We start from the raw sequence: 19,504 nt of genomic DNA, 5'->3' as shown, positions 1-19,504 counted from the left end.
TACGTGCCTCAGGAGTGACCTCCCGTGATGACCCGCCCCGCCCTGCTCGGATCACCCATATACGACCAGCTCGTCGACGAGCACGGAGACGTGCCCGGCGAGGCGAGAAAGCTCGCCGACATCACCCGCCGGGAGGCCGAGCGGCTCCTCACCTGGGACCTGTCCGCGTCCGGGGCCGATCCCGCGGAATAGTCCGAGGGGCGGCCGCCCACGGGCGGGGCTCCCGTTCCGCGCCGCCCGGAATGCCGGGATGTGTGACCTGATCCAGGCTGGATACGCGATCAGCAGACGTGATCAGGAGCCGCACACGGGAGTGACGCCATGGACACCGAGAGCACGATGGGCGACAACGTCTACCAGCCGGACGACGCCGAGGGCCGGGAGGACGACGGCATCCTCGACCCCGAGGACACGCTGTCGGACCGGGAGGCCGACCCCTACGACGAGGGCTGGTCCCCGCCCGAGCGGCCCCTCGCCGTCGACCACGTCGGCACCACCGCCCGCGAGCAGCGCGAGGGCGAGACCCTCGACCAGCGGCTCGCGGAGGAGGTGCCCGACCCGGCGCTGGCGGAGCCCGACGACTCCAACGGCATCGGCGACCTCCCCGGCGGCGACGGCGAACCCATCGACGACCAGGTGGGCCGCGAGCGTTCCGGCCGCCTCGTCGCACCGGACGAGGGGGTGCGGGAGGACGACGAGAAGGACGTCGTCGCCCGGGACGTCGGCATCGCGGGCGCCGCCGCGTCCGCCGAGGAGGCGGCCATGCACACCGTCCCCGACGAGGCCGACGAGACCTATCGATGAGCGCCGCACACCCGCCCCGCGACCCCGCGGCCACGGACGGGGCCGCCGGCCGGTCCCACGACCCCGCCGCCACGGGCGGCGACGCGACCCGGCCCCACGACCCCGCCGCCGCGGACCGCGACGACACCCGGTCCCGCGTCACCCTCCAGGTGAACGGCGCGCCGAGGGACCTCACCGTCGACCACCGGGCCACCCTGCTCGACGTCCTGCGCGAGGACCTCGGGCTGACCGGGGCGAAGAAGGGCTGCGACCACGGGCAGTGCGGGGCGTGCACCGTGCTCGTCGACGGGCGGCGCGCCAACAGCTGCCTGCTCCTCGCCGTCGCCCAGGACGGCGCCGAGGTCATCACCGTCGAGGGACTGGCCGCGGGCGGCGAGCTGCACCCGGTCCAGCAGGCGTTCCTCGACCGGGACGCCTTCCAGTGCGGGTACTGCACCCCCGGGCAGCTCTGCTCCGCCGTCGGCGTGTTCGCCGAGGCCGCGGCGGGCCACCCCTCCCACGTCACCGACCCGGCCCGGCCGGCCGGGCGGGGCCCGGTGGAGCTCACCCGCGAGGAGATCCGCGAGCGGCTGAGCGGCAACCTCTGCCGCTGCGGCGCCTACCCCAACATCGTCGCCGCCGTCGAGGACGTGACCCGGTGAAGCCCTACGGATACGTACGCGCCACCAGCGTCGAGGAGGCCACCGCCGCGCACGCGGCCCGCCCGGGCGCCCGCTACCTCGCCGGCGGAACCAACCTCGTCGACCTGATGAAGCACGGCGTCGAAGAGCCCGGCACCCTCGTCGACGTCAGCAGACTGCCGCTCGACACCGTCGAGGAACTGCCCGACGGGGGCCTGCGCGTCGGCGCGACGGTGCGCAACAGCGACCTCGCCGCCCACCCCCTCGTCCGCGAGCGGTACCCCGTCCTGTCGCAGGCGCTGCTCGCCGGGGCGTCGGGACAGCTGCGGAACATCGCCACCACCGGCGGGAACCTCCTCCAGCGCACCCGGTGCCCGTACTTCCAGGACACCGCCATGCCCTGCAACAAGCGCGAGCCCGGCACCGGCTGCGGCGCCCTCGAGGGGGTCCACCGCGACCACGCCGTCCTCGGCCACTCCCCGCACTGCGTCGCCACCCACCCCTCCGACATGGCCGTCGCCCTCGCCGCCCTGGACGCCACCGTCCACCTGCACGGCCCGGACGGCGAACGGACCGTGCCGGTGACCGGCTTCCACCGCTCGCCCGGCGACCACCCCGAGCGGGACACCGTCATCCGGCCCGGCGAGCTGATCACCTCGGTGGTCCTGCCGGCCGCCACGGCCGGCCTGCCGTCCGCGTACCGCAAGGCCCGCGACCGCGCCTCGTACGCCTTCGCGCTCGCCTCCGTCGCCGCCGTCCTCGACCTGGCCGACGACGGCACCGTGCGCGGGGTCGGCCTCGCCTTCGGCGGCCTCGCCCACCGGCCGTGGCGGGCCCGGCTCGCCGAGACCGCGCTCCTGGGCGCCACGCCCACCGACCGGGCCATCGCCCACGCGGTGGAGGCCGAACTCGGCCTCGCCCAGCCGCTGCGGGACAACGCCTTCAAGGTGCCGCTCGCCCACAACCTGGCCTGCCGGGTCCTGTCCGAACTGGCCGCCGACCGCCCCTGAACCGGGAGACCAGCGATGCACTCCACCCGCGCCCGGGTGCCCGCCGCCCCCGCCCCCGCCCTCGGCGCCGCCACCGAGCGGGTCGAGGGCCGCGACAAGGTCACCGGCACCGCCCGCTACGCCGGCGAACACGCCCACACGCCGCCCGACTGCGCCTACGCCTGGCCCGTGCCCGCCACCGTGGCCCGCGGCCGGGTGACGGGCGTCGACACCTCCGCCGCCCTCGCCCTGCCCGGCACCCTCGCCGTCCTCACCCCCGGCACCGCCCCCCGCCTCGGCGAGGCCGACGATCCGACCCTCGCCGTCCTCCAGGACGACGCCGTGCCGCACCGCGGCTGGTACGTCGCCCTCGCCGTGGCCGAGACCCTCCCGGACGCCCGCGCCGCCGCCCGGGCCGTCCGCGTCACGTACGCCACGGAACCGCACGACGTCACCCTCACCGAGCACCACCCGGACGCCTACCGGCCCGACCTGGCCAACGGCGGCCAGCCGGCCTTCCGCGAGCGCGGCGACATCGACGCCGCCCTCGCCGCCGCGCCCGTCCGCGTGGACGTCACCTACCGGATCCCGCCGCTGCACAACCACCCGATGGAGCCGCACGCGGCGTTCGCCCGCTGGGACGGCGAGGGCGACGGGACCCACCTGACGGTGTACGACTCCAGCCAGGGCGCCGACCCGGTCCGCAAGACCCTCGCCGCCCTCTTCCGCCTGCCCGAGGACCGGGTCACGGTGGTCTCCGAGCACGTCGGCGGCGGATTCGGCTCCAAGGGCACTCCCCGCCCGCACGTCGTGCTCGCCGCGATGGCCGCCCGCCACACCGGCCGGCCGGTGAAGCTCGCCCTGCCCCGCGGCCACCTGGCGGCCGTCGTCGGCCACCGCGCGCCGACGATCCAGCGGGTCCGGCTCGCCGCCGGACGCGACGGCACCCTCCTCGGCGTCGGCCACGAGGTCACCACCCACACCTCCCGCGTCAAGGAGTTCGTCGAGCAGGCCGGCGTGCCCGCCCGGGTGATGTACGCGTCGCCGCACGGCCTCACCGACCACCACGTCGTGCCCCTCGACGTCCCGACCCCCTCCTGGATGCGCGCCCCGGGCGAGGCGCCCGGCATGTACGCGCTGGAGTCGGCGATGGACGAGCTGGCCGAGGCCCTGGGCATGGACCCGGTCGAGCTGCGGGTGCGCAACGAGCCCGCCACCGAACCCGACAGCGGCCTGCCCTTCAGCAGCCGCAACCTCGTCGCCTGCCTGCGCGAGGGCGCCCGCCGGTTCGGCTGGGCCGACCGCGACCCGCGCCCCGCCACCCGCCGCGAGGGCAGGTGGCTCACCGGCACGGGAGTCGCCGCGGCCACCTACCCGGTGCTCGTCACCCCGTCCACCGCCACCGCCACCGCCCTCCACGACGGCGGCTACGACATCCGCGTCAACGCCACCGACATCGGCACCGGCGCCCGGACCGTCCTCGCCCAGATCGCCGCCGACGCCCTCGGCGTCGCCGTCGGCTCGGTGACGATCGGCATCGGCAGCACCCGCCTGCCCCGCGCCCCGCTCGCCGGCGGCTCGTCCGGCACCGCCTCCTGGGGCTGGGCCGTGCACCGGGCCTGCACCCACCTGGCCGAGAGGCTGGCCAGGCACACCGGTCCCCTGCCCGCCGAAGGGGTCACCGCCTCCGCCGACACCACCGAGGAGGCCGGGCGGACCCCGCCGTTCGCCCGCCACGCGTTCGGCGCCCACTTCGCGGAGGTGCAGGTCGACACCGGCACAGGGGAGGTGCGGGTGCGGCGGCTCCTCGGCGTCTACGCCGCCGGGCGGATCCTCAACCCGCGTACCGCCCGCTCCCAGTTCATCGGCGGCATGGTCATGGGACTGGGCATGGCCCTCACCGAGCACAGCACCGCGGACCCGGCCTTCGGGGACTTCGCCGAACGGGACCTCGCCTCCTACCACGTACCGAGCAACGCCGACGTGCCGGAGGTCGACGCGCACTGGGTCGACGAGGACGACCCCCACCTCAACCCCATGGGCAGCAAGGGCATCGGGGAGATCGGCATCGTCGGCACCCCGGCCGCCATCGGCAACGCCGTGCACCACGCCACCGGCGTCCGCTTCCGGGAACTGCCGCTGACCCCGGACCGGGTACTGCCCGCCCTGCGGTAGCCCTTAGGGTGGGCGACCGTGTCACCCTCCTTCCAGCCCGTCACGGACTTCCGGCCGGTGCTCGACCGCATCGCCGCCGAGGTCGCCGCCACCCCCGGCCGGGGCCGGCCCGCCGACTACATCCCGCTGCTCGCCGAGGCCGACCCCGGCCGCTTCGGCATGGCGGTCGCCGAGCTGGACGGCACGGTGTACGGGGTGGGGGACTGGCAGCAGCCGTTCTCGGCCCAGTCGATCACCAAGGTGTTCACCCTCGCCCTCGTCCTGTCCATGGACGGCGGGGCGCTGTGGGAGGGCGTGGGGCGCGAGCCGTCCGGCAACCCCTTCAACTCCCTGGTGCAGCTGGAGTACGAGAACGGCATCCCGCGCAACCCGTTCATCAACGCGGGCGCCCTGGTCGTCACCGACCGGCTCCAGGCCCTGACCGGTGACGCCTCCGGGACGCTGCGGGACTTCCTCCGCGCCGAGAGCGGCAACCCGGACCTGGACTTCGACGAGCGGGTGGCCGCCTCCGAGTCGGCGCACGGCGACCGCAACGCCGCCCTGGCCCACTTCATGGCGTCGTACGGCAACATCACGGGCCCGGTGCCGGACCTGCTCGACCAGTACTTCCGCCAGTGCTCGGTGGAGGCGTCCTGCGCCGACCTCGCCCTGGCGGCCGGCTTCCTGGCCCGGCACGGCATCAGGGCCGACGGCTCGACGCTGCTCACCCGCAGCCAGGCCAAGCAGATCAATGCGGTGATGCTGACGTGCGGGACGTACGACGCGGCCGGCGACTTCGCCTACCGCGTCGGGCTGCCCGGCAAGAGCGGTGTAGGCGGCGGCATCATCGCCGTCGTGCCCGGCCGCTGCACCCTGTGCGTGTGGAGCCCCGGCCTGGACCGGCGCGGCAACTCGGTGGCGGGCGTGGCGGCACTGGACCTCTTCACGACCCTGACGGGACTGTCCGTCTTCTGACCCCGCGCCGAGGGGGCGGGGTCAGGCCGTCGCGACGGGGGAGAAGCGGCCCGCAACCTGCAGGTCCGCCTCGATGCGGCCGGCCGTCGCCCGCAGCTGCGGCAGCAGCTCGTCCACGCACTGCGCGCGGGTGCGGCGGACGCTGTGCATGGCGACGTTGACCGCCGCGACCACCGTCCCTGCCCGGTCGCGGACCGGTACGGCGAGGGAGCGCAGCCCCTCCTCCAGTTCCTCGTCGACCAGGGCGTACCCGGAGCGGGCGACGGACTCCAGGACCGCGCCCAGCTCGCCGGGATCGGTCACGGTGCGCGGGGTGAGCGGGCGCAGGCCGGTGCCCGCCCACCGCTCCGCCCGCCGAGCCGGGGGGAGCGCGGCCAGCAGGACCCGGCCCATCGAGGTCGCGTACGCCGGGAAGCGCGTCCCGACGGTGATGTCGACGCTCATGATGCGGCCGGTCGCCACCCGGGCCGTGTACTGGATGTCGTCGCCCGCGAGCACGGCCAGCGACGCCGAGTCGTGCACCCGGGTCACGAGCGCCGCGAGGTGGGGCGTGGCGACGGCGGCGAGCGTGGTCCGGGACAGCGGGGGGTGGCCGAGGTCCAGGACGCGGGGGGTGAGGCGGAAGTCCCGCTCGTGGGCCGTGACGTACCCCAGGTGCTCCAGGGTGATCAGCGCGCGGCGCGCGGTGGCGCGGGCCAGGCCCGTCGCCTCCGCCACCGCGCTGAGCGTCAGGGTGTCCCGCCCCTCGCCGAAGGCGGTCAGCACGGACAGCCCGCGGGCCAGCGACTCGACGAAGTCCCGGCCCAGTTCCCCTTTGGCCGCCCGGATCCGGGCGGCCGGCCCGCCGTCCGGGCAGGGCGCGGGCGCGGGGCCGGCCGGCCGGGCCGCGAGCAGCTCCCGCTCCATGTCGTGGACGGCCGCCCGCAGCCGGGGCAGTGCCGCGTCCCGCAGCGAGGCGGCGCTGTGCCGGCTGGTGTGGCTCACCACGCCCGCGGCGCACACGATCCGTCCGTCCGGCCCGCGCACCGGTACCGCGAGGGCGACCAGGCCGGGCGCGACGAGCTGGTCGTCCAGGGCCCAGCCGCGCCTGCCCGCCTCCGCGGCCCGCCGCTCGAACCCCTCGCCGTGCGGGACGGCCGCCGGCGGTACGGCGGGGAAGTCCCGGCCGTCCGGGTCGGCGGCGCGGTGCTCGCGCCACCGCGTCCACTCCGCCGCCGTCCAGCCGGCGGCGAACAGCGGTCCGGGAGCGGTGCGCTCCGCGGGCAGCAGGTCGCCGATGCGGAAGCTGAGGGACATCGCGCGGCGGCGGGTCGCCTGGTGGACGTGGCGGACGCCGTCCCGGTCGGCGACCGCGAGGGACACCGACTCGTCCAGTTCGGCGGCGAGGGCGGCGGCGCGGCCGCCGAGCAGGTCGGGGAGGCGGATCGCGGCCAGGTAGGCGTTGCCCAGTTCCATCAGGCGCGGGGCGAGGACGGCGTCGCGGCCGTCGAGGCGGACGTACCCCAGGCGTGCCAGGGTGGCGGTGACCCGGTCGACGGTGGCGCGGGCGAGGCCGGTGGCGCGCTCCAGTTCGCTGAGGCTGAGCGTCCCGGCGGCGTGGCTCAGCGCGCGCAGGACGGCGATGCCCCGCATCAGGGGCGCGACGGCCTCGGGCGGCGGCTGCGTCGGGCTGGGCGCGGGCATCGGTCCCTCCGTCGCCGGGGTCGGAACGCGGGAGCCGGCCGGGCGGGCGGGCGCGCGTCCGGGCCGGGACGTGAAGTTTACGTCGCCGGACGAACGCGGGAGGACGCACGGGGCGCTGACCGGTACGGGTGACGTACCCGGCGCCGTACGGGTGCAAAGCGGGCGGGACCGGCGGCCGACTGCGTAGCGTTTCCGAGCGCGGCACGGGGGGTGCCCGGCCGCGCGTCCTGCCCGTGCGTGTGCGTTGACGAGGATTCGTATGGTGACGACGACGGAGCCGGTCACCCCGGTACCGGTTGCGGGGCGCGGTGCCGGCCGGGTGATGGTGGCGTGGCTGACCACGACCGACCACAAGAAGATCGGGCAGCTGTACCTGGCCACGTCGTTCGCGTTCTTCCTGTTCGCCGGCGCGCTCGCGCTGCTGATGCGGGCCGAACTCGCCCGCCCCGGCATGCAGTTGATCTCCATGGAGCAGTACAACCAGGCGTTCACCCTGCACGGCACCGTGATGCTGCTGCTCTTCGCCACCCCCACCTTCGTGGGGTTCGCCAACGCCGTCATGCCGTTGCAGATCGGCTCGCCCGACGTCGCGTTCCCCCGGCTCAACATGTTCTCGTACTGGCTGTTCCTCTTCGGCGGCCTCATCGTCGTCGGCAGCCTGCTCACGCCCGACGGCAGCGCCGACTTCGGCTGGACCGCCTACGCGCCGCTCAACAGCCAGGAGCGCAGCCCCAGCCTCGGCGCCGACCTGTGGATCATGGGGCTGGCGCTCTCCGGCTTCGGCACGATCCTGGGGGCGGTCAACTTCATCACCACCGTCGTCTGCATGCGCGCGCCCGGCATGACCATGTTCCGGATGCCGATCTTCACCTGGAACGTCCTGCTCACCTCGGTACTGGTGCTGCTGGCCTTCCCGGTGCTCGCCGCCGCCCTGCTGTGCCTGGAGGCCGACCGGCGCTTCGGGTCGCACATCTTCGACCCCGGCAACGGCGGGGCACTGCTGTGGCAGCACCTCTTCTGGTTCTTCGGCCACCCCGAGGTGTACATCCTGGCGCTGCCGTTCTTCGGGATCGTGACCGAGATCCTCCCCGTCTTCTCCCGCAAACCGCTGTTCGGCTACATCGGGCTGATCGGCGCCACCATCGCCATCACCGGCCTGTCCGTCGTGGTGTGGGCACACCACATGTTCGCCACCGGCGCCGTCCTCCTGCCGTTCTTCTCCTTCATGAGCTTCCTCATCGCCGTGCCCACCGGGGTGAAGTTCTTCAACTGGGCCGGCACGCTGTGGAAGGGCTCCCTCACCTTCGAGACCCCCATGCTGTGGGCCATCGGCTTCCTGGTCACCTTCCTCTTCGGCGGGCTGACCGGCGTCGTCCTCGCCTCCCCGCCGATGGACTTCCACGTCACCGACTCGTACTTCGTCGTCGCCCACTTCCACTACGTGCTCTTCGGAACGATCGTCTTCGCGATGTTCGCCGGGTTCCACTTCTGGTGGCCCAAGATGACCGGCACGATGCTCGAAGAGCGCCTCGGCAAGATCCACTTCTGGACCCTGTTCGCCGGCTTCCACCTGACGTTCCTCGTCCAGCACTGGCTCGGCGCCGAGGGCATGCCCCGCAGGTACGCCGACTACCTCGCCGCCGACGGGTTCACCGCCCTCAACACCGCCTCCTCGATCGGCGCCTTCCTGCTGGGCCTGTCCACCCTGCCGTTCCTCTACAACGTGTGGCGGACCGCCGCGCACGGCGAGCGCGTCACGGTCGACGACCCCTGGGGCCACGGGCGGTCACTGGAGTGGGCGACCTCCTGCCCGCCGCCCCGCCACAACTTCACGGCGCTGCCCCGCATCCGCTCCGAGTCGCCCGCCTTCGACCTCCACCACCCCGAGATCGCGGAGGTGGAGAAGGCGCACACCGGGGGCCGCCGCGACGTCGTCGAACCCGGCCGGGGCGCCGCCTCGCCGTTCGGCGGGCCCGACGAGCGGGGCGAGGGGCACGTCTGACCGGCGTCAGCCGCCGTGCGGCTGCCGCAGCGTCCGTACCACCTCGTCGTCGGTGAGCTGCGCGAAGTCGTCGTACCACTGCCCCACGGCCTCGAAGTACGGCGGCTGGTACACGTACACGATCTCGTCGGCCTCCTCGCGCAGCGCCTCCGTCGCCTGGTGCGAGCAGACCGGCACGGCCAGCAGCAGCCGGGCCGGGGCGGCGGCCCGTACGGCCCGCAGCGCGGCCCGCGCGGTGACCCCGGTGGCCAGCCCGTCGTCGACCACCACCACGGTCCGCCCGCGGAGCACGGGAGCCGGACGGCCGCCGCGGTACAGCTCCTCACGGCGGCGCGTCTCCCGCCGCTCGGCGTCCACCCGGCCGCTCAGCTGCTCGGGCGTCAGGCCGAGCACCGCGAGCGCCCGCTCGTCGAAGACCGGCGGCTCCTCGCCGACCAGGGCGCCGATCCCGACCTCCGGATTGAACGGCGCGCCGATCTTGCGGACGACGAGCACGTCCAGGGGCGCCCGCAGCGCCCCGGCGATCTCGTCGGCCACCGGCACGCCCCCGCGCGGCAGGGCCAGCACCACCGGGTTCTCCAGCAGGCCGCTCCGCTGCCGCTCGACCAGGGGGGCGGCCAGCTCCCGGCCGGCCTCCCTGCGGTCCTGGAAACGCATCGCGCTGCCTCGCCTCCGTCTCGGGTGCACCCCGGGGTGACGGGTACCGCCGACGGGGCGGGCGACACCCGCCGGGCCCGTCGGGGAGCGACGGGCCCGGCGGGCGGGGATCACCGGTGCGGGGAGGCGGCCGCGGTGCGGTAGCGGGCGGTCGTCCCGTCCTCGCTCCAGCGCCGCAGCCCGGCCTTCTCCAGCACCCGCGCCGAGGCGGGGTTCGACAGCTCCACCGTGGCGCACACCGTGTGCACGCCCGGCGCGGTCAGAGCGTGCGCCACCATGGCCCGGGTGGCCTCGGAGGCGTAGCCCCGGCCGCGGCGGGAGGGGACGACGCCGTACCCGACCTCCAGGACACCTCCGGCCGACGTGCGGAACAGGCCGATCGAGCCGACGACCAGGCCACCGGCCCGTTCGATGATCAGCCGCTGGCCGTATACGCCGAGGCTCGCGGGGTCCTCGCGGACGAACCCCGCGATGACGCCGTCTCCCTCGGCGGGGAAGTCCTCCGCGAAGTGGGGGAGGCGGGTGCCGGCCAGGACGGCGTCGAGGTCGCCGGGCGACCACGTCCGCAGCACGAGGCGGTCGGTGGCCGGATCGGGGACGGGCGGGTGGGACAGGGGGCGGAAGGACACGTGACACTCCAGGTCGTCGCGGGGTGACCGGGTCGCGTCCCCGCGGCTACCGCCGCGCGCCGACCCGGATTCGGGCATGCCGGTGAAGCGCCTGGCGGGCCATATTCATCGACCTCCCTCGTCCGGTTCCTGCGGAACGATCAACGTACCAAAGGCCCGCCGGACCGGGCAGCGGTCCGGCGGGCCCGGGTTCACGACACCCGCCCCGGCACGTCGAAACTGGTGAACGCGCTCCGTTTCGGCAGCCGGTACGCCTCCCGCCCGGTGACCGCGTTGAGGATCGCCGCGTTGCGCACCGCGCCGATGTCCAGGTTGGGCGCGGAGACGCCGTGGCTGTGGATCTCGGCGTTGGCCACGAACACCCGCCCGCTCACCCCGTCGGCGAGCTCGACCGAGTGGTCCGCCCGGACGCGCGGGCGGCCCCGGTCGTCCCGCAGCAGCAGGTCCTCCACCGGCGCGAGGAAGCCCGGCGTGCGGTTGCGGTAGCCCGTGGCCGCCACCACCAGGTCTGTGGTGTGCGGGAAGCTCTCCCCGGTGTCCCGGTGACGGCACGTCAGTACCGCCCGGCCCGTGCCGGCGTCGACGGACGCCGACTCGACGGTGATGCCGAACCGCAGCTCCACCTCCGCCAGGCCGTGCTCCAGCTGGCGCCGGTACAGCAGCTCGTGGATCTCCTCCAGGGTGTCGGTGGAGATGCCCTTGTAGAACTGCCACTGCTCCTTCACCAACCGGTCGCGGACCTGCTCGGGCAGGGAGTGGAAGTACTGCATGTACGCCGGGGTCGTCAGCTCCAGATTCATCTTGGTGTAGTCGAGCGGGGCGAACGACGACGTGCGGGTCAGCCAGCTGACCGCCGGCCCGCCCGCCACGTTCCGCCCCAGCAGGTCCACCGCCACCTCGGCGCCCGACTGCCCGGACCCGACCACCGTCACCTTCCCCGCGGCGGCCACGTCGTCCGCCCGGTACAGGTACTCGGAGGTGTGCAGCAGCATCGGCTCCGGCAGGCCCGCCAGCGCCTCCGGGACGTACGGAGCGGTACCGATGCCCACCACCAGGTCCCGGGCGCGCATCCGCAGCCGGGTGCCGTCACCGCGTACCGCGTCCACGGTGAACCGCTGCTCGCCCGCGTCCCACCGCACCTCCTCCACCCGGTGCGAGAAGCGGACCGAGGGCAGCTTCGCCGCCGCCCAGCGCAGGTAGTCCTCGTACTCGCGGCGCGAGGGGAAGAAGTTCTCCCGCACGGTGAACGTGTACAGCCGGTCCATGTCGTGCAGGTAGGCGAGGAACGACAGGGGGTGCCAGGGGGCGACGAGGGTGACGAGGTCGGCGAGGAAGTTCACCTGCATCGACGCGTCGCCGAACATCATCCCGCGGTGCCAGGTGAGTTCGGGCTGCTCCTCCAGGACGACCAGGTCGACGTCGTCGACGGTCGAGGCCAGCGCGGCGAGCCCCAGGTTGAAGGGGCCGCAGCCGATGGCGACCACGTCGTGGTCACCGGTCGGGACGGTACCGGTCATCGGGGCATGTCCTCCTCACGGCGGGGGTGGACCATCAGGGCGGCGGTCTTGTCGGGGAAGACGACCTCCCCGGCGGGACGGAAGCCCGCCGCCTCGAACGCCCTCAGCGACGGCGCGTTGGCCACGTCGGGCTCGGCGACCACCCGGGCGCAGTCCGGGTCGGCCACCAGCAGGCCCTCCGCCACGGCCCGCAGCAGGGCCCGGCCGAGCCCCTTGCCGGTCCGGCCCTCCTCACCGATCGCGATGTGGACGCCCAGGTCGTGCGGCAGTTCGGCGTAGTGCCCGGCGAGCCGGTCCCTGACCACCCGGTACACCTCGAGGTACGCGAGCGGCCGGCCGTCCAGGTCGACCAGGACCGGCAGGATCGCGTCCCCCGCGAGGTGCCCGGCGATCTCCTCGTACCAGCGTGTCCGCGGCCACGCCTGGTGCCAGAAGGCGTCGATGTGCGCCGACTGCATCCAGCCGTGCACCAGGTCGAGGTCGGCGCCCTCGGCCCGGGCGACCCGGGCCGACCAGGGGGCGGGCAGTAAGGGCAGCGGCGGGCCGGGGACGGTGCGCGCGGCCGACTGTGCCGGGGTCATGCGGTGGCCTCCTGGAGGGGGTTGGGGGCGTCGAGGTAGACGGACTGGGCGTCGAGCGGGGCGAGCACCTCGTCGATGCCGTGCAGCCGGGTCAGCAGGTTGCCCTTGCACGGCAGCGTGCCGGCCTCCAGCCAGCGGCGCGCCAGCCGGTCGCCGTCCGGCCCGGCCTCGGCGAGCGCAGGCAGCGCGGCCCGCAGCCGGCCGGCGAGCACGGCGAGCAGGTCCCGCTCGTCCGCCAGCCCGTCGACGGCGAGGCAGCCCACGACCGACAGCGCCTGGTTGCGCAGCAGGTAGTACGAGAGCCGGTCGTCGACGAGGGCGTCGTCGACGACGGCCAGCGTCGAGGAGTCCGCGCCCAGCCGCTCCAGCAGCCCGGGCAGATACGACGTCGCCAGGTAGTAACCCTGGTTGTCGCGGAACGTGGAGCCGGTGACCCGGCCCGCCGCGTCCAGCCGTACCAGGGTGTTCTGCTGGTGGGCCTCCAGGCCGATGCCGGTCGCGGCGTACAGGTGCAGCATCGGCACCAGCACCTTGTCGGTGTAGTCGGCCGTCCACTCCTCGGCCGCGCCCGGGCCGAGCGCGGCGACCAGTTCGCCCAGCGCGCTGCGGCCGATGCCGGGCCGCGGGGCGACCAGGCCGACCAGGCAGCGCAGGTCGGCGATGCCGTCCGGGACCTCCCGCACGGCGACGTCGAGGCCGGTGACGTCCGGGCCCCCGGCGCGGCCGGGCTCGTCCACCGCGAGCCACGCCGGGTCGCGGGTGATGGCGAAGCCTGGGTGCGCCCGGAAGGTGCTCTCGGCGTACCCGGCGTCGAGGAGCCGGTTGATCTCCAGGCCCCGGCGCAGCTCCGTACGGGTCGACTCGCGGCGGGAGTTGGTCAGCCGCAGCCCGAGCGAGAGTTTCAGCATCACCTCGGCGTCCGGCCGGTACACGGTCCGCACGCTGGAGGTGGGCCACCACTCGGGGCCCAGCTCACCGAGCGGCCGCAGCGCCCCCGACGCGACGAGCGCCTTGATCCGGGGGCGGTGCAGCAGGTCGCGGGCCTGCCAGGGGTGCGCGGGCACCAGCACCGTACCGTCGTCCGGCCGCCGGCCGGCCAGGTCGGCGAGGAGGGCCACCGTGTCGCGGCCCGCCAGCGAGGGTGCCTCGTCGACCGCGTCGTGCGAGACCACCGACGCGTCGGCGGCGAACCAGTGCAGCCGGAACGAGCCGCGCAGCTCCGGCGAGAAGGCGGCGGCGTCGTGGTCCGAGATGCCGTCGCGGCTCTTGGGCGCCGGGTGGTTCAAGTGGCCCAGCAGCAGAGCCTGTTCCGCGTCGAGGAAGCCGTCCGTGCCGGGCGGCGGCTCCGGGTGGGCGCGCCGTTCGGAGATGAACGTGGCGACCCGGCGCACGGATTCGGCGGTGCGCTCCACCAGATCGGCGACCTCGCCGGCCGGGACGCCGCCGGGGCGGCTGCCGCCGCGCACCGCCGCCTCGGTGGACAGCAGCGCGACGGCCGTCACCGGGTCGGCGGCCGGGCCGAGCGGCCCGCCGGGGCCCTCCAGGCGGGCGGGGCCGAACCGGTGCCAGCCGGTGGGGGAGCAGTGCGTCACCTCGGTGACCAGGGCGAGCCCCGCGGTGGGCAGCTCCACCCGCAGCGGGCCGGGCGCGACGGGGGTGCCGGTCTCGCGCAGCCAGCACCGGAGCAGGGCCTCGATGTGGGCGTGCTCGGCGGCGCCCCGGGCGTCGGGCCCGTGCAGCGGATCGGCCTCGGCGGCCCGGGTGGTGGTTGCCGCCGTGGTGGTGATGCTCATGCGGCGCCCTCCTCGATGAGTCGTTCACAGGTGCGGCCGGCGTCGAGGACGGTGTCCACGAGGCCGTCGATGTCGTCGGTGGTGGCGGTGGGGTTGAGCAGGGTGAACTTCAGGCACACCCGCTCGGGCGAGCCGGGCCCGCCGGTCCGGGCCCCGGTGCGCCCGATGAGGGCGGTGCCCGACTCCAGCAGCCGGCGGCGCAGCGCGCCGTTCAGCGCGTCGGAGAGGGCCGGGTCCTGGGCGCGGTAGCGGAACAGCACGGTGGTCAGTTCGGCCGGGGCGACCAGTTCCAGCTCGGGTTCCGCGAGGATGCGCCGCTCGGCGTGGCGGGCGAGGTCGTGGCACGCGTCGACCATCCGGCCCATGCCGTCCCGGCCGTACGCCAGCAGCGTGGCGGCCGCCTTGACGGCGTCGGGGCGGCGGGTGGTCTGCAGGCTGCGGCCGAGGAGCCCGTCGTACCCGGCTTCGGTGTCGTCCACCGGGTTGAGGTAGGCGACCTGGCGGTCCAGCGAGGTGAACGCGGTCGTGTCGGAGACCAGCAGGACGCTGGTGGCGGCGGGCTGCCAGCCGATCTTGTGCAGGTCGAGCGTGACCGAGTCGGCCAGCTCCAGTCCGGCCATGCGGTCGGCCAGGCGCCGCGAGAAGAGCGTGCCGAACCCGTAGGCGGCGTCGACGTGCATCCACACGGCGTGCCCCGCGGCGATCTCGGCGATCTCCGGCAGCGGGTCGACGGATCCGAAGTCGGTGGTCCCGGCGGTGGCCACCACCGCGATCGGCGTCCGGTCCGGGCCGAGCGCGTCCAGGGCGGCGGCCAGCGCGTCCGGCCGCATGCGGCGGTGCTCGTCGACCGGCACCGTGTGCACGGCGGCCTCGCCCAGCCCGAGGGCGGCGCAGGCGCGGTGGGTGGAGAAGTGGGCGAGTTCCGAGCAGAACACCACCGGTCCGGGCAGCGCCGCCACGCCCTGCTCACGGGCGTCGACACCCCTGTGCAGCGCGGCGGCGTCCCGGGCCAGCAGCAGGCCCATCAGGTTGGAGAGGGAGCCGCCGGGCGTCAGGACGCCGTCGGCGCGTTCCCCGAGGCCGGCCAGGCGGATCAGTACGCCGATGAGCCAGCGCTCCACGGCGAGTGCGGAGGCCCCGGAGTCGTAGGTGTCCAGGGAGGCGTTGCCGGCGCTCGCCAGGGCGTCGGCGGCGACGGCGACGGCCAGCGAGGGCGGCTGGAGGTGGGCGGCGGCCCTGGGGTGGGCCAGGTCGATGCCGCCCTCGACCAGCAGGGTCGTCAGCAGCTGGAGCGCGGCCTTGGAGCCGAGCCCCTCGGTGGGGAGTTCGGCGGGGCCCAGTGCCCGGGAGGCGGCGGCGAGGACCTCGGCGGGGGTGCCCGCCGGGACGGGGCCGTCCGGCCTGCGCGCGGCCGCCGCGGTGTCGACCGCCTCGGCGAGCGTGGCCAGGACCTCGGCGAGCCCCTCGTGGGAACCGGCCAGCAGGGCAGGGGGGAAGGGGGACAGCGGGGGCCGTGTCCCGGTCAGCGGTGTCACGCCCGGTCTCCTCAGTGCTCGGCCAGCGGGTTGGGGTGCGTGCCGTTCGGGTGGAGCGCGTGGCGCAGTGCGCGGTCGGTGTACCGGGTCACCACGATCCGGTCGCGGTTGAGGCCGTAGCGGGGGATCTCCGGGGTGAGCAGGTCGTACTCGGCGAACCGCTCGGACAGCTCGGGGAACCGCCGCTGGAAGTCGAGGATCGTCTGCCGCACCAGGCGCCAGAACGTCTTCTCCGGTACGCCGAGCTGGTCGGCGCAGAGCGGCGCGAGGTAGCGGAAGTGGCCCACGAAGACCTGGTCGACGACGTGCTGCTTGATGATCGAGGGGTGTTTGCGGGGGAGCACGTGGTCGTGCCCGTCCGGCTCCGGGCCGCGCTCGGGCACGTCGGTGAACGACACGCACACGTCGTCCACGAAGTCCTTCAGGTACAGGCGGGCGGGGACGTCGTTCTCGTCGTACCCGATGAGCGTGTTCTGCCCGTGCGGGTTGAAGGTGACGCCGTACCGGTACAGCACGTGCATGATCGGCACGAGCAGGGTGTCGAAGAGGCGCCGCAGCCACTCCTGCGGGTCGAGCCCCGAGGCACGGACGAGTTCGGCGACGAACGCGTCGCCCGTGTGGTCGACGTGCAGCAGCGAGGCGAAGGTCCGCACCCGCTCGCCGGGGTCCCGGCGCGCCGACACCGAGTCCCGCCAGATGCAGCCGAGCGTTTCGAGGTGCTGGTAGGGCGCGTCGTCGAGCCGCGTGAGGTAGGGATGGCGGACGGTCACCGAGGCGACCTCGCCGAGGAAGACGGTGCGGCACTCCTCGGTCAGGAATGCGTCGCGCTCCACGAGGCCGCGCAGCCACTGGGTGACGACGGGCGCGCCCATCGTGCAGTGCGGCGGGATGCCGCGCCAGACGAGGGTGTTGAGGATCTTCAGGGGGAGTTTGACGTCGAACCGCTCGGGCGTGGTGACGTTGGCCATGGTCCGGATGGACTGTCCGGGCAGATACGCGTCCGGGCTCTCGCCCAGCGGGACGATGCGGCGCTGCGCCACGTCGGCGGCGTGCAGGATCTGCACGGCGTGGTCCCACTGCCAGGGGTGCACCGGCATCCAGACGTAGCCCTCGGGATCGACGCCCGCCTCCTGGAGGACGGCGGTGAACCGGGCCCGGGTCTCGTCGTCCAGCTCCGCCGCGAGGATGTTCTTTTCGGACAGCTCCGAGGTGCCGCGGAACTCGGCCAGCCCGCGGTGGACGGCCACCCAGCGGAGTTTCAGGGACTGCGCGGACTCGGGGGCGTAACGGCGCACGTCGGTGGCGGAGAAGCCGATGCGTCCCTTGTTGGCCACGAGGAGGTTGTGCCCGGTCATGCGGCACTCCAGCTCGGTGTGGTCCAGGGCGCGCATCTCGGCCACCGTCTCGCCGCCGTGGGTGATCCGGGCTGCGTCGACGGCGAGGGTGGCGGACAGTTCGGTGAAGTACGTGGCGACGGTCGACGGGTCGCTGCCGATGGTCGACGCGGCCTCGATCAGGAACTCCTGCGCGTCCCAAGCCGGTTGGGCGATGCTGTTGCCCAGCATGCTGGTGGCGGTGCGGGTGATCGACGCCGGGTCGACGCGCAGCCAGCCGAACGCGCCCGGCGCGGCCGTGAACGCGTAGGTGGTGCCGCTGTCAAGGTCGATGCGGTAACCGCCGTCACCGGTTTCCACCGCCTTGAGCATGTCCTCGAAGCACCACTCGCCTATCGCTTTGGCGAGAAGTCGTCGGTTGGCCTCCCGCCATGCTGCGGGGGCCACGTCGGGCAGCGCGGGCACGGGATGGTCGGCGGGGGTGGGCATCAGGCGGCTCCGATGTCTGTCCGGATCATTGCGCTCGAACGCCTGGACGTCCAAGCGGAGTTAGATTAGGTTAGGCTTACCTAATGGGCAAGGTCAACTTTCGGCCACAGGGCCCCAGTTGACACCTGACGCAACGTCAGTTCCCTGTGCGCGATTGGCCGAACCCCCCATCTCACGGAGGTGATCAGCGGTGCCTTCCCGCCGTCGTACCCCGCGCTGGACCTTCGCCCTGGTCAGCGCCGGTGGCGTGATGATGACCCTGGACGTGACCGTGGTGAACGTCGCCCTGTCCGACATCGCCCGGGACGTCGACGCGGGACTCGGCAGGGTGCAGTGGACCGTGTCGGCCTACTCGCTGGCGTTCGGCGCGCTGCTCCTCACGGCGGGCGCCCTCTCCGACCGCGTGGGGCGCCGCACCGTCTTCACCGCCGGCATGGCGCTGTTCACCCTCGCGTCGGCCGCCTGCGGCCTGGCACCGGACGCCGGCACCCTCATCGCCGCCCGCGCCGCCCAGGGACTCGGCGGCGCCATGGTGTTCGCCCCCACCCTCGCCCTGCTGGCCGCCGTGTACGAAGGCGCCCGCCGCCAGGCCGCGATAGCCGCCTTCGCCGCCATCGCCTCCGCGGCCGGCGCCCTCGGCCCCATCGTCGGGGGCCTGTTCGTCCAGGTCCTCGGATGGCGCTGGATCTTCCTGGTGAACGTCCCCATCGGCATCCTCGTGGTGGCCGGGGCGCTCACCCGCATGCCCGAGTCCCTGGCCCCGCGCGGCGACCGGCGCCGCCTGGACCTGACCGGCGCGGGGCTCGGCGTCGGAGCCCTCCTGGCGCTGCACTACCCGCTGGTCACGGGACCCGAGTCCGGCTGGGCGGCACCGGAGGTGCTCGTCTCGGCGGCCGTCGGCGTCCTCCTCGCCGCCGCGCTGGTGGCCAGCCAGCGGCGCGGCGACGGCCTGCTCGACATGACCCTGCTGCGCGTGCGGGCGTTCTCCGGCGCCGCCGTGCTGGGCTTCCTGGCCCGGCTGACCAGCCTGGGCGTACTCGCCTTCGTCACCCTGTGGCTCCAGAGCACCCACGCGTACTCGCCGCTCGAGGTCGGGCTGCACCTCCTGCCGCTCACCGGCAGCCTGCTGGTGGCCGGACTCTTCGTGGCGCGCCTGCAACGGGTCTTCCCGCCCGACCTGCTGGTCGCCGCCGGCTTCGCGGCCCAGGGGCTCGGACTGACCGGACTGGCCGTCGCGGGAACGGTGGCCGGAGGCACCGGCCGCGCCGTCACCGTCCTCGCGCTGGTGCTCCTCGGCATCGGAGGGGCCGTCATCTTCCCGCCCCTCATGGGCATCGCCGTCGGCGCGGCGCCCGCCGACCGGGCGGGAATGGCCTCCGGGCTGACCAACGCCTGCTATCCGCTCGGCACGGCGACCGGCGTCGCCGTCTTCGGCGCGGTCTTCTCCGCCCGGCTGAGCGACGGGCTCGGCACGGGCCCCGGCATCACCGCGCCGGTGCGCGAGGCCGTCGAGACCGGGCGGCTCGAACTGCTCGACCCCGCGCTCCAGCCGCTCGCCCGCACGGCCTTCTCCGGTGCCTTCACCACCGTGTGCCTGGCGTCCGCGCTCGTCTGCCTGCTGGGCGTGCTGGCCGCGCGGACGCTCAGGGGCGGGCCCGGGGCCGCCGGGAAGACCCCCCGGCGCTCCCGGACCCGCGTCGCGCAGACCTCCTGAGCCGGGGCCGCCGCACCGGGTCCGCGGC

Annotated in this window: 16 protein-coding genes; 8 read left to right on the top strand and 8 right to left on the bottom strand. The window is 74.6% G+C overall.

The window, feature by feature from the left end; translation table 11 throughout:
* Nucleotides 1-27: 27 nt before the first annotated feature.
* The 6 genes from A4V12_RS37975 (at nucleotide 28) to A4V12_RS08740 (ending at nucleotide 5,542) form a co-directional block, all read left to right on the top strand.
* Nucleotides 28-192 carry a hypothetical protein gene (locus A4V12_RS37975; protein ID WP_199831244.1) on the top strand — a complete coding sequence of 55 codons (165 nt, stop codon included), beginning with the start codon at nucleotides 28-30 and terminating at the stop codon, nucleotides 190-192.
* Nucleotides 193-321: 129 nt separating this feature from the next.
* Nucleotides 322-804, top strand: a complete 483-nt coding sequence (locus A4V12_RS08760) for a DUF5709 domain-containing protein (RefSeq protein WP_064068678.1) — start codon at nucleotides 322-324, stop codon at nucleotides 802-804.
* Nucleotides 801-1,445, top strand: a complete 645-nt coding sequence (locus A4V12_RS08755) for a (2Fe-2S)-binding protein (protein WP_079136913.1) — start codon at nucleotides 801-803, stop codon at nucleotides 1,443-1,445. Before A4V12_RS08760 ends, A4V12_RS08755 begins: the two co-directional genes overlap by 4 nt.
* On the top strand, nucleotides 1,442-2,434 hold the full coding sequence (locus A4V12_RS08750) for an FAD binding domain-containing protein (protein WP_064068677.1): 993 nt from the start codon (nucleotides 1,442-1,444) through the stop codon (nucleotides 2,432-2,434). The genes A4V12_RS08755 and A4V12_RS08750 overlap by 4 nt, the downstream gene beginning before the upstream one ends.
* 15 nt (nucleotides 2,435-2,449) lie before the next feature.
* Nucleotides 2,450-4,588: a xanthine dehydrogenase family protein molybdopterin-binding subunit gene (locus tag A4V12_RS08745; protein WP_064068676.1), complete on the top strand. Its 2,139-nt coding sequence runs from the start codon at nucleotides 2,450-2,452 to the stop codon at nucleotides 4,586-4,588.
* An 18-nt stretch (nucleotides 4,589-4,606) separates the two neighbouring features.
* Nucleotides 4,607-5,542 carry a glutaminase gene (locus A4V12_RS08740; protein WP_064068675.1) on the top strand — a complete coding sequence of 312 codons (936 nt, stop codon included), beginning with the start codon at nucleotides 4,607-4,609 and terminating at the stop codon, nucleotides 5,540-5,542.
* Between the two features lie 21 nt (nucleotides 5,543-5,563).
* Here the strand turns inward: A4V12_RS08740 and A4V12_RS08735 are convergent, their stop codons facing one another.
* Complete coding sequence (locus A4V12_RS08735) at nucleotides 5,564-7,225, bottom strand: IclR family transcriptional regulator domain-containing protein (RefSeq protein ID WP_064068674.1); 1,662 nt, start codon at nucleotides 7,223-7,225, stop codon at nucleotides 5,564-5,566.
* Nucleotides 7,226-7,484: 259 nt separating this feature from the next.
* On the opposite strand from A4V12_RS08735, the gene ctaD reads away from it, so the two are divergent.
* Nucleotides 7,485-9,227, top strand: coding sequence for an aa3-type cytochrome oxidase subunit I (gene ctaD / locus A4V12_RS08730; RefSeq protein ID WP_064068673.1), 1,743 nt, complete (start codon nucleotides 7,485-7,487; stop codon nucleotides 9,225-9,227).
* Between the two features lie 6 nt (nucleotides 9,228-9,233).
* Here ctaD and A4V12_RS08725 read toward each other — a convergent pair whose 3' ends face one another.
* The 7 genes from A4V12_RS08725 to A4V12_RS08695 all read right to left on the bottom strand — a co-directional run bounded on the left by A4V12_RS08725 (nucleotide 9,234) and on the right by A4V12_RS08695 (nucleotide 17,762).
* Nucleotides 9,234-9,884, bottom strand: a complete 651-nt coding sequence (locus A4V12_RS08725; RefSeq protein ID WP_064068672.1) for a phosphoribosyltransferase — start codon at nucleotides 9,882-9,884, stop codon at nucleotides 9,234-9,236.
* A gap of 110 nt (nucleotides 9,885-9,994) precedes the next feature.
* Nucleotides 9,995-10,513 carry a GNAT family N-acetyltransferase gene (locus tag A4V12_RS08720; protein ID WP_234372112.1) on the bottom strand — a complete coding sequence of 173 codons (519 nt, stop codon included), beginning with the start codon at nucleotides 10,511-10,513 and terminating at the stop codon, nucleotides 9,995-9,997.
* Between the two features lie 191 nt (nucleotides 10,514-10,704).
* The gene (locus A4V12_RS08715) at nucleotides 10,705-12,030 is read right to left on the bottom strand and encodes a lysine N(6)-hydroxylase/L-ornithine N(5)-oxygenase family protein (RefSeq protein WP_064068671.1); all 1,326 of its coding nucleotides are present in this window, start codon (nucleotides 12,028-12,030) and stop codon (nucleotides 10,705-10,707) included.
* Nucleotides 12,027-12,611: a GNAT family N-acetyltransferase gene (locus A4V12_RS08710; protein WP_064068670.1), complete on the bottom strand. Its 585-nt coding sequence runs from the start codon at nucleotides 12,609-12,611 to the stop codon at nucleotides 12,027-12,029. Before A4V12_RS08710 ends, A4V12_RS08715 begins: the two co-directional genes overlap by 4 nt.
* Nucleotides 12,608-14,404 carry an IucA/IucC family protein gene (locus A4V12_RS08705; protein WP_064068669.1) on the bottom strand — a complete coding sequence of 599 codons (1,797 nt, stop codon included), beginning with the start codon at nucleotides 14,402-14,404 and terminating at the stop codon, nucleotides 12,608-12,610. Before A4V12_RS08705 ends, A4V12_RS08710 begins: the two co-directional genes overlap by 4 nt.
* Nucleotides 14,401-15,939, bottom strand: coding sequence for a pyridoxal phosphate-dependent decarboxylase family protein (locus A4V12_RS08700; RefSeq protein ID WP_064068668.1), 1,539 nt, complete (start codon nucleotides 15,937-15,939; stop codon nucleotides 14,401-14,403). The genes A4V12_RS08705 and A4V12_RS08700 overlap by 4 nt, the downstream gene beginning before the upstream one ends.
* Before the next feature lie 11 nt (nucleotides 15,940-15,950).
* Nucleotides 15,951-17,762: an IucA/IucC family protein gene (locus A4V12_RS08695; protein WP_064068667.1), complete on the bottom strand. Its 1,812-nt coding sequence runs from the start codon at nucleotides 17,760-17,762 to the stop codon at nucleotides 15,951-15,953.
* A 190-nt stretch (nucleotides 17,763-17,952) separates the two neighbouring features.
* Here A4V12_RS08695 and A4V12_RS08690 point away from each other — a divergent pair, with 190 nt between their 5' ends.
* Nucleotides 17,953-19,476, top strand: coding sequence for an MFS transporter (locus A4V12_RS08690; protein ID WP_064068666.1), 1,524 nt, complete (start codon nucleotides 17,953-17,955; stop codon nucleotides 19,474-19,476).
* Nucleotides 19,477-19,504: the final 28 nt, after the last annotated feature.

Origin of the sequence: Streptomyces noursei (genome assembly GCF_001646665.1) — a bacterium.
In the GTDB taxonomy this organism is placed as follows: domain Bacteria; phylum Actinomycetota; class Actinomycetes; order Streptomycetales; family Streptomycetaceae; genus Streptomyces; species Streptomyces lavendulocolor.
This window is presented reverse-complemented; position numbering and strand designations above follow the sequence as displayed.

Bases quoted from the DNA above. Each gene is read 5' to 3' on its own strand.
- A4V12_RS37975 (WP_199831244.1), top strand. From the start codon at position 28: ATGACCCGCCCCGCCCTGCTCGGATCACCCATATACGACCAGCTCGTC.
- A4V12_RS08760 (WP_064068678.1), top strand. From the start codon at position 322: ATGGACACCGAGAGCACGATGGGCGACAACGTCTACCAGCCGGACGAC.
- A4V12_RS08755 (WP_079136913.1), top strand. From the start codon at position 801: ATGAGCGCCGCACACCCGCCCCGCGACCCCGCGGCCACGGACGGGGCC.
- A4V12_RS08745 (WP_064068676.1), top strand. From the start codon at position 2,450: ATGCACTCCACCCGCGCCCGGGTGCCCGCCGCCCCCGCCCCCGCCCTC.
- A4V12_RS08735 (WP_064068674.1), bottom strand. From the start codon at position 7,225: ATGCCCGCGCCCAGCCCGACGCAGCCGCCGCCCGAGGCCGTCGCGCCC.
- ctaD (WP_064068673.1), top strand. From the start codon at position 7,485: ATGGTGACGACGACGGAGCCGGTCACCCCGGTACCGGTTGCGGGGCGC.
- A4V12_RS08725 (WP_064068672.1), bottom strand. From the start codon at position 9,884: ATGCGTTTCCAGGACCGCAGGGAGGCCGGCCGGGAGCTGGCCGCCCCC.
- A4V12_RS08715 (WP_064068671.1), bottom strand. From the start codon at position 12,030: ATGACCGGTACCGTCCCGACCGGTGACCACGACGTGGTCGCCATCGGC.
- A4V12_RS08710 (WP_064068670.1), bottom strand. From the start codon at position 12,611: ATGACCCCGGCACAGTCGGCCGCGCGCACCGTCCCCGGCCCGCCGCTG.
- A4V12_RS08705 (WP_064068669.1), bottom strand. From the start codon at position 14,404: ATGAGCATCACCACCACGGCGGCAACCACCACCCGGGCCGCCGAGGCC.
- A4V12_RS08695 (WP_064068667.1), bottom strand. From the start codon at position 17,762: ATGCCCACCCCCGCCGACCATCCCGTGCCCGCGCTGCCCGACGTGGCC.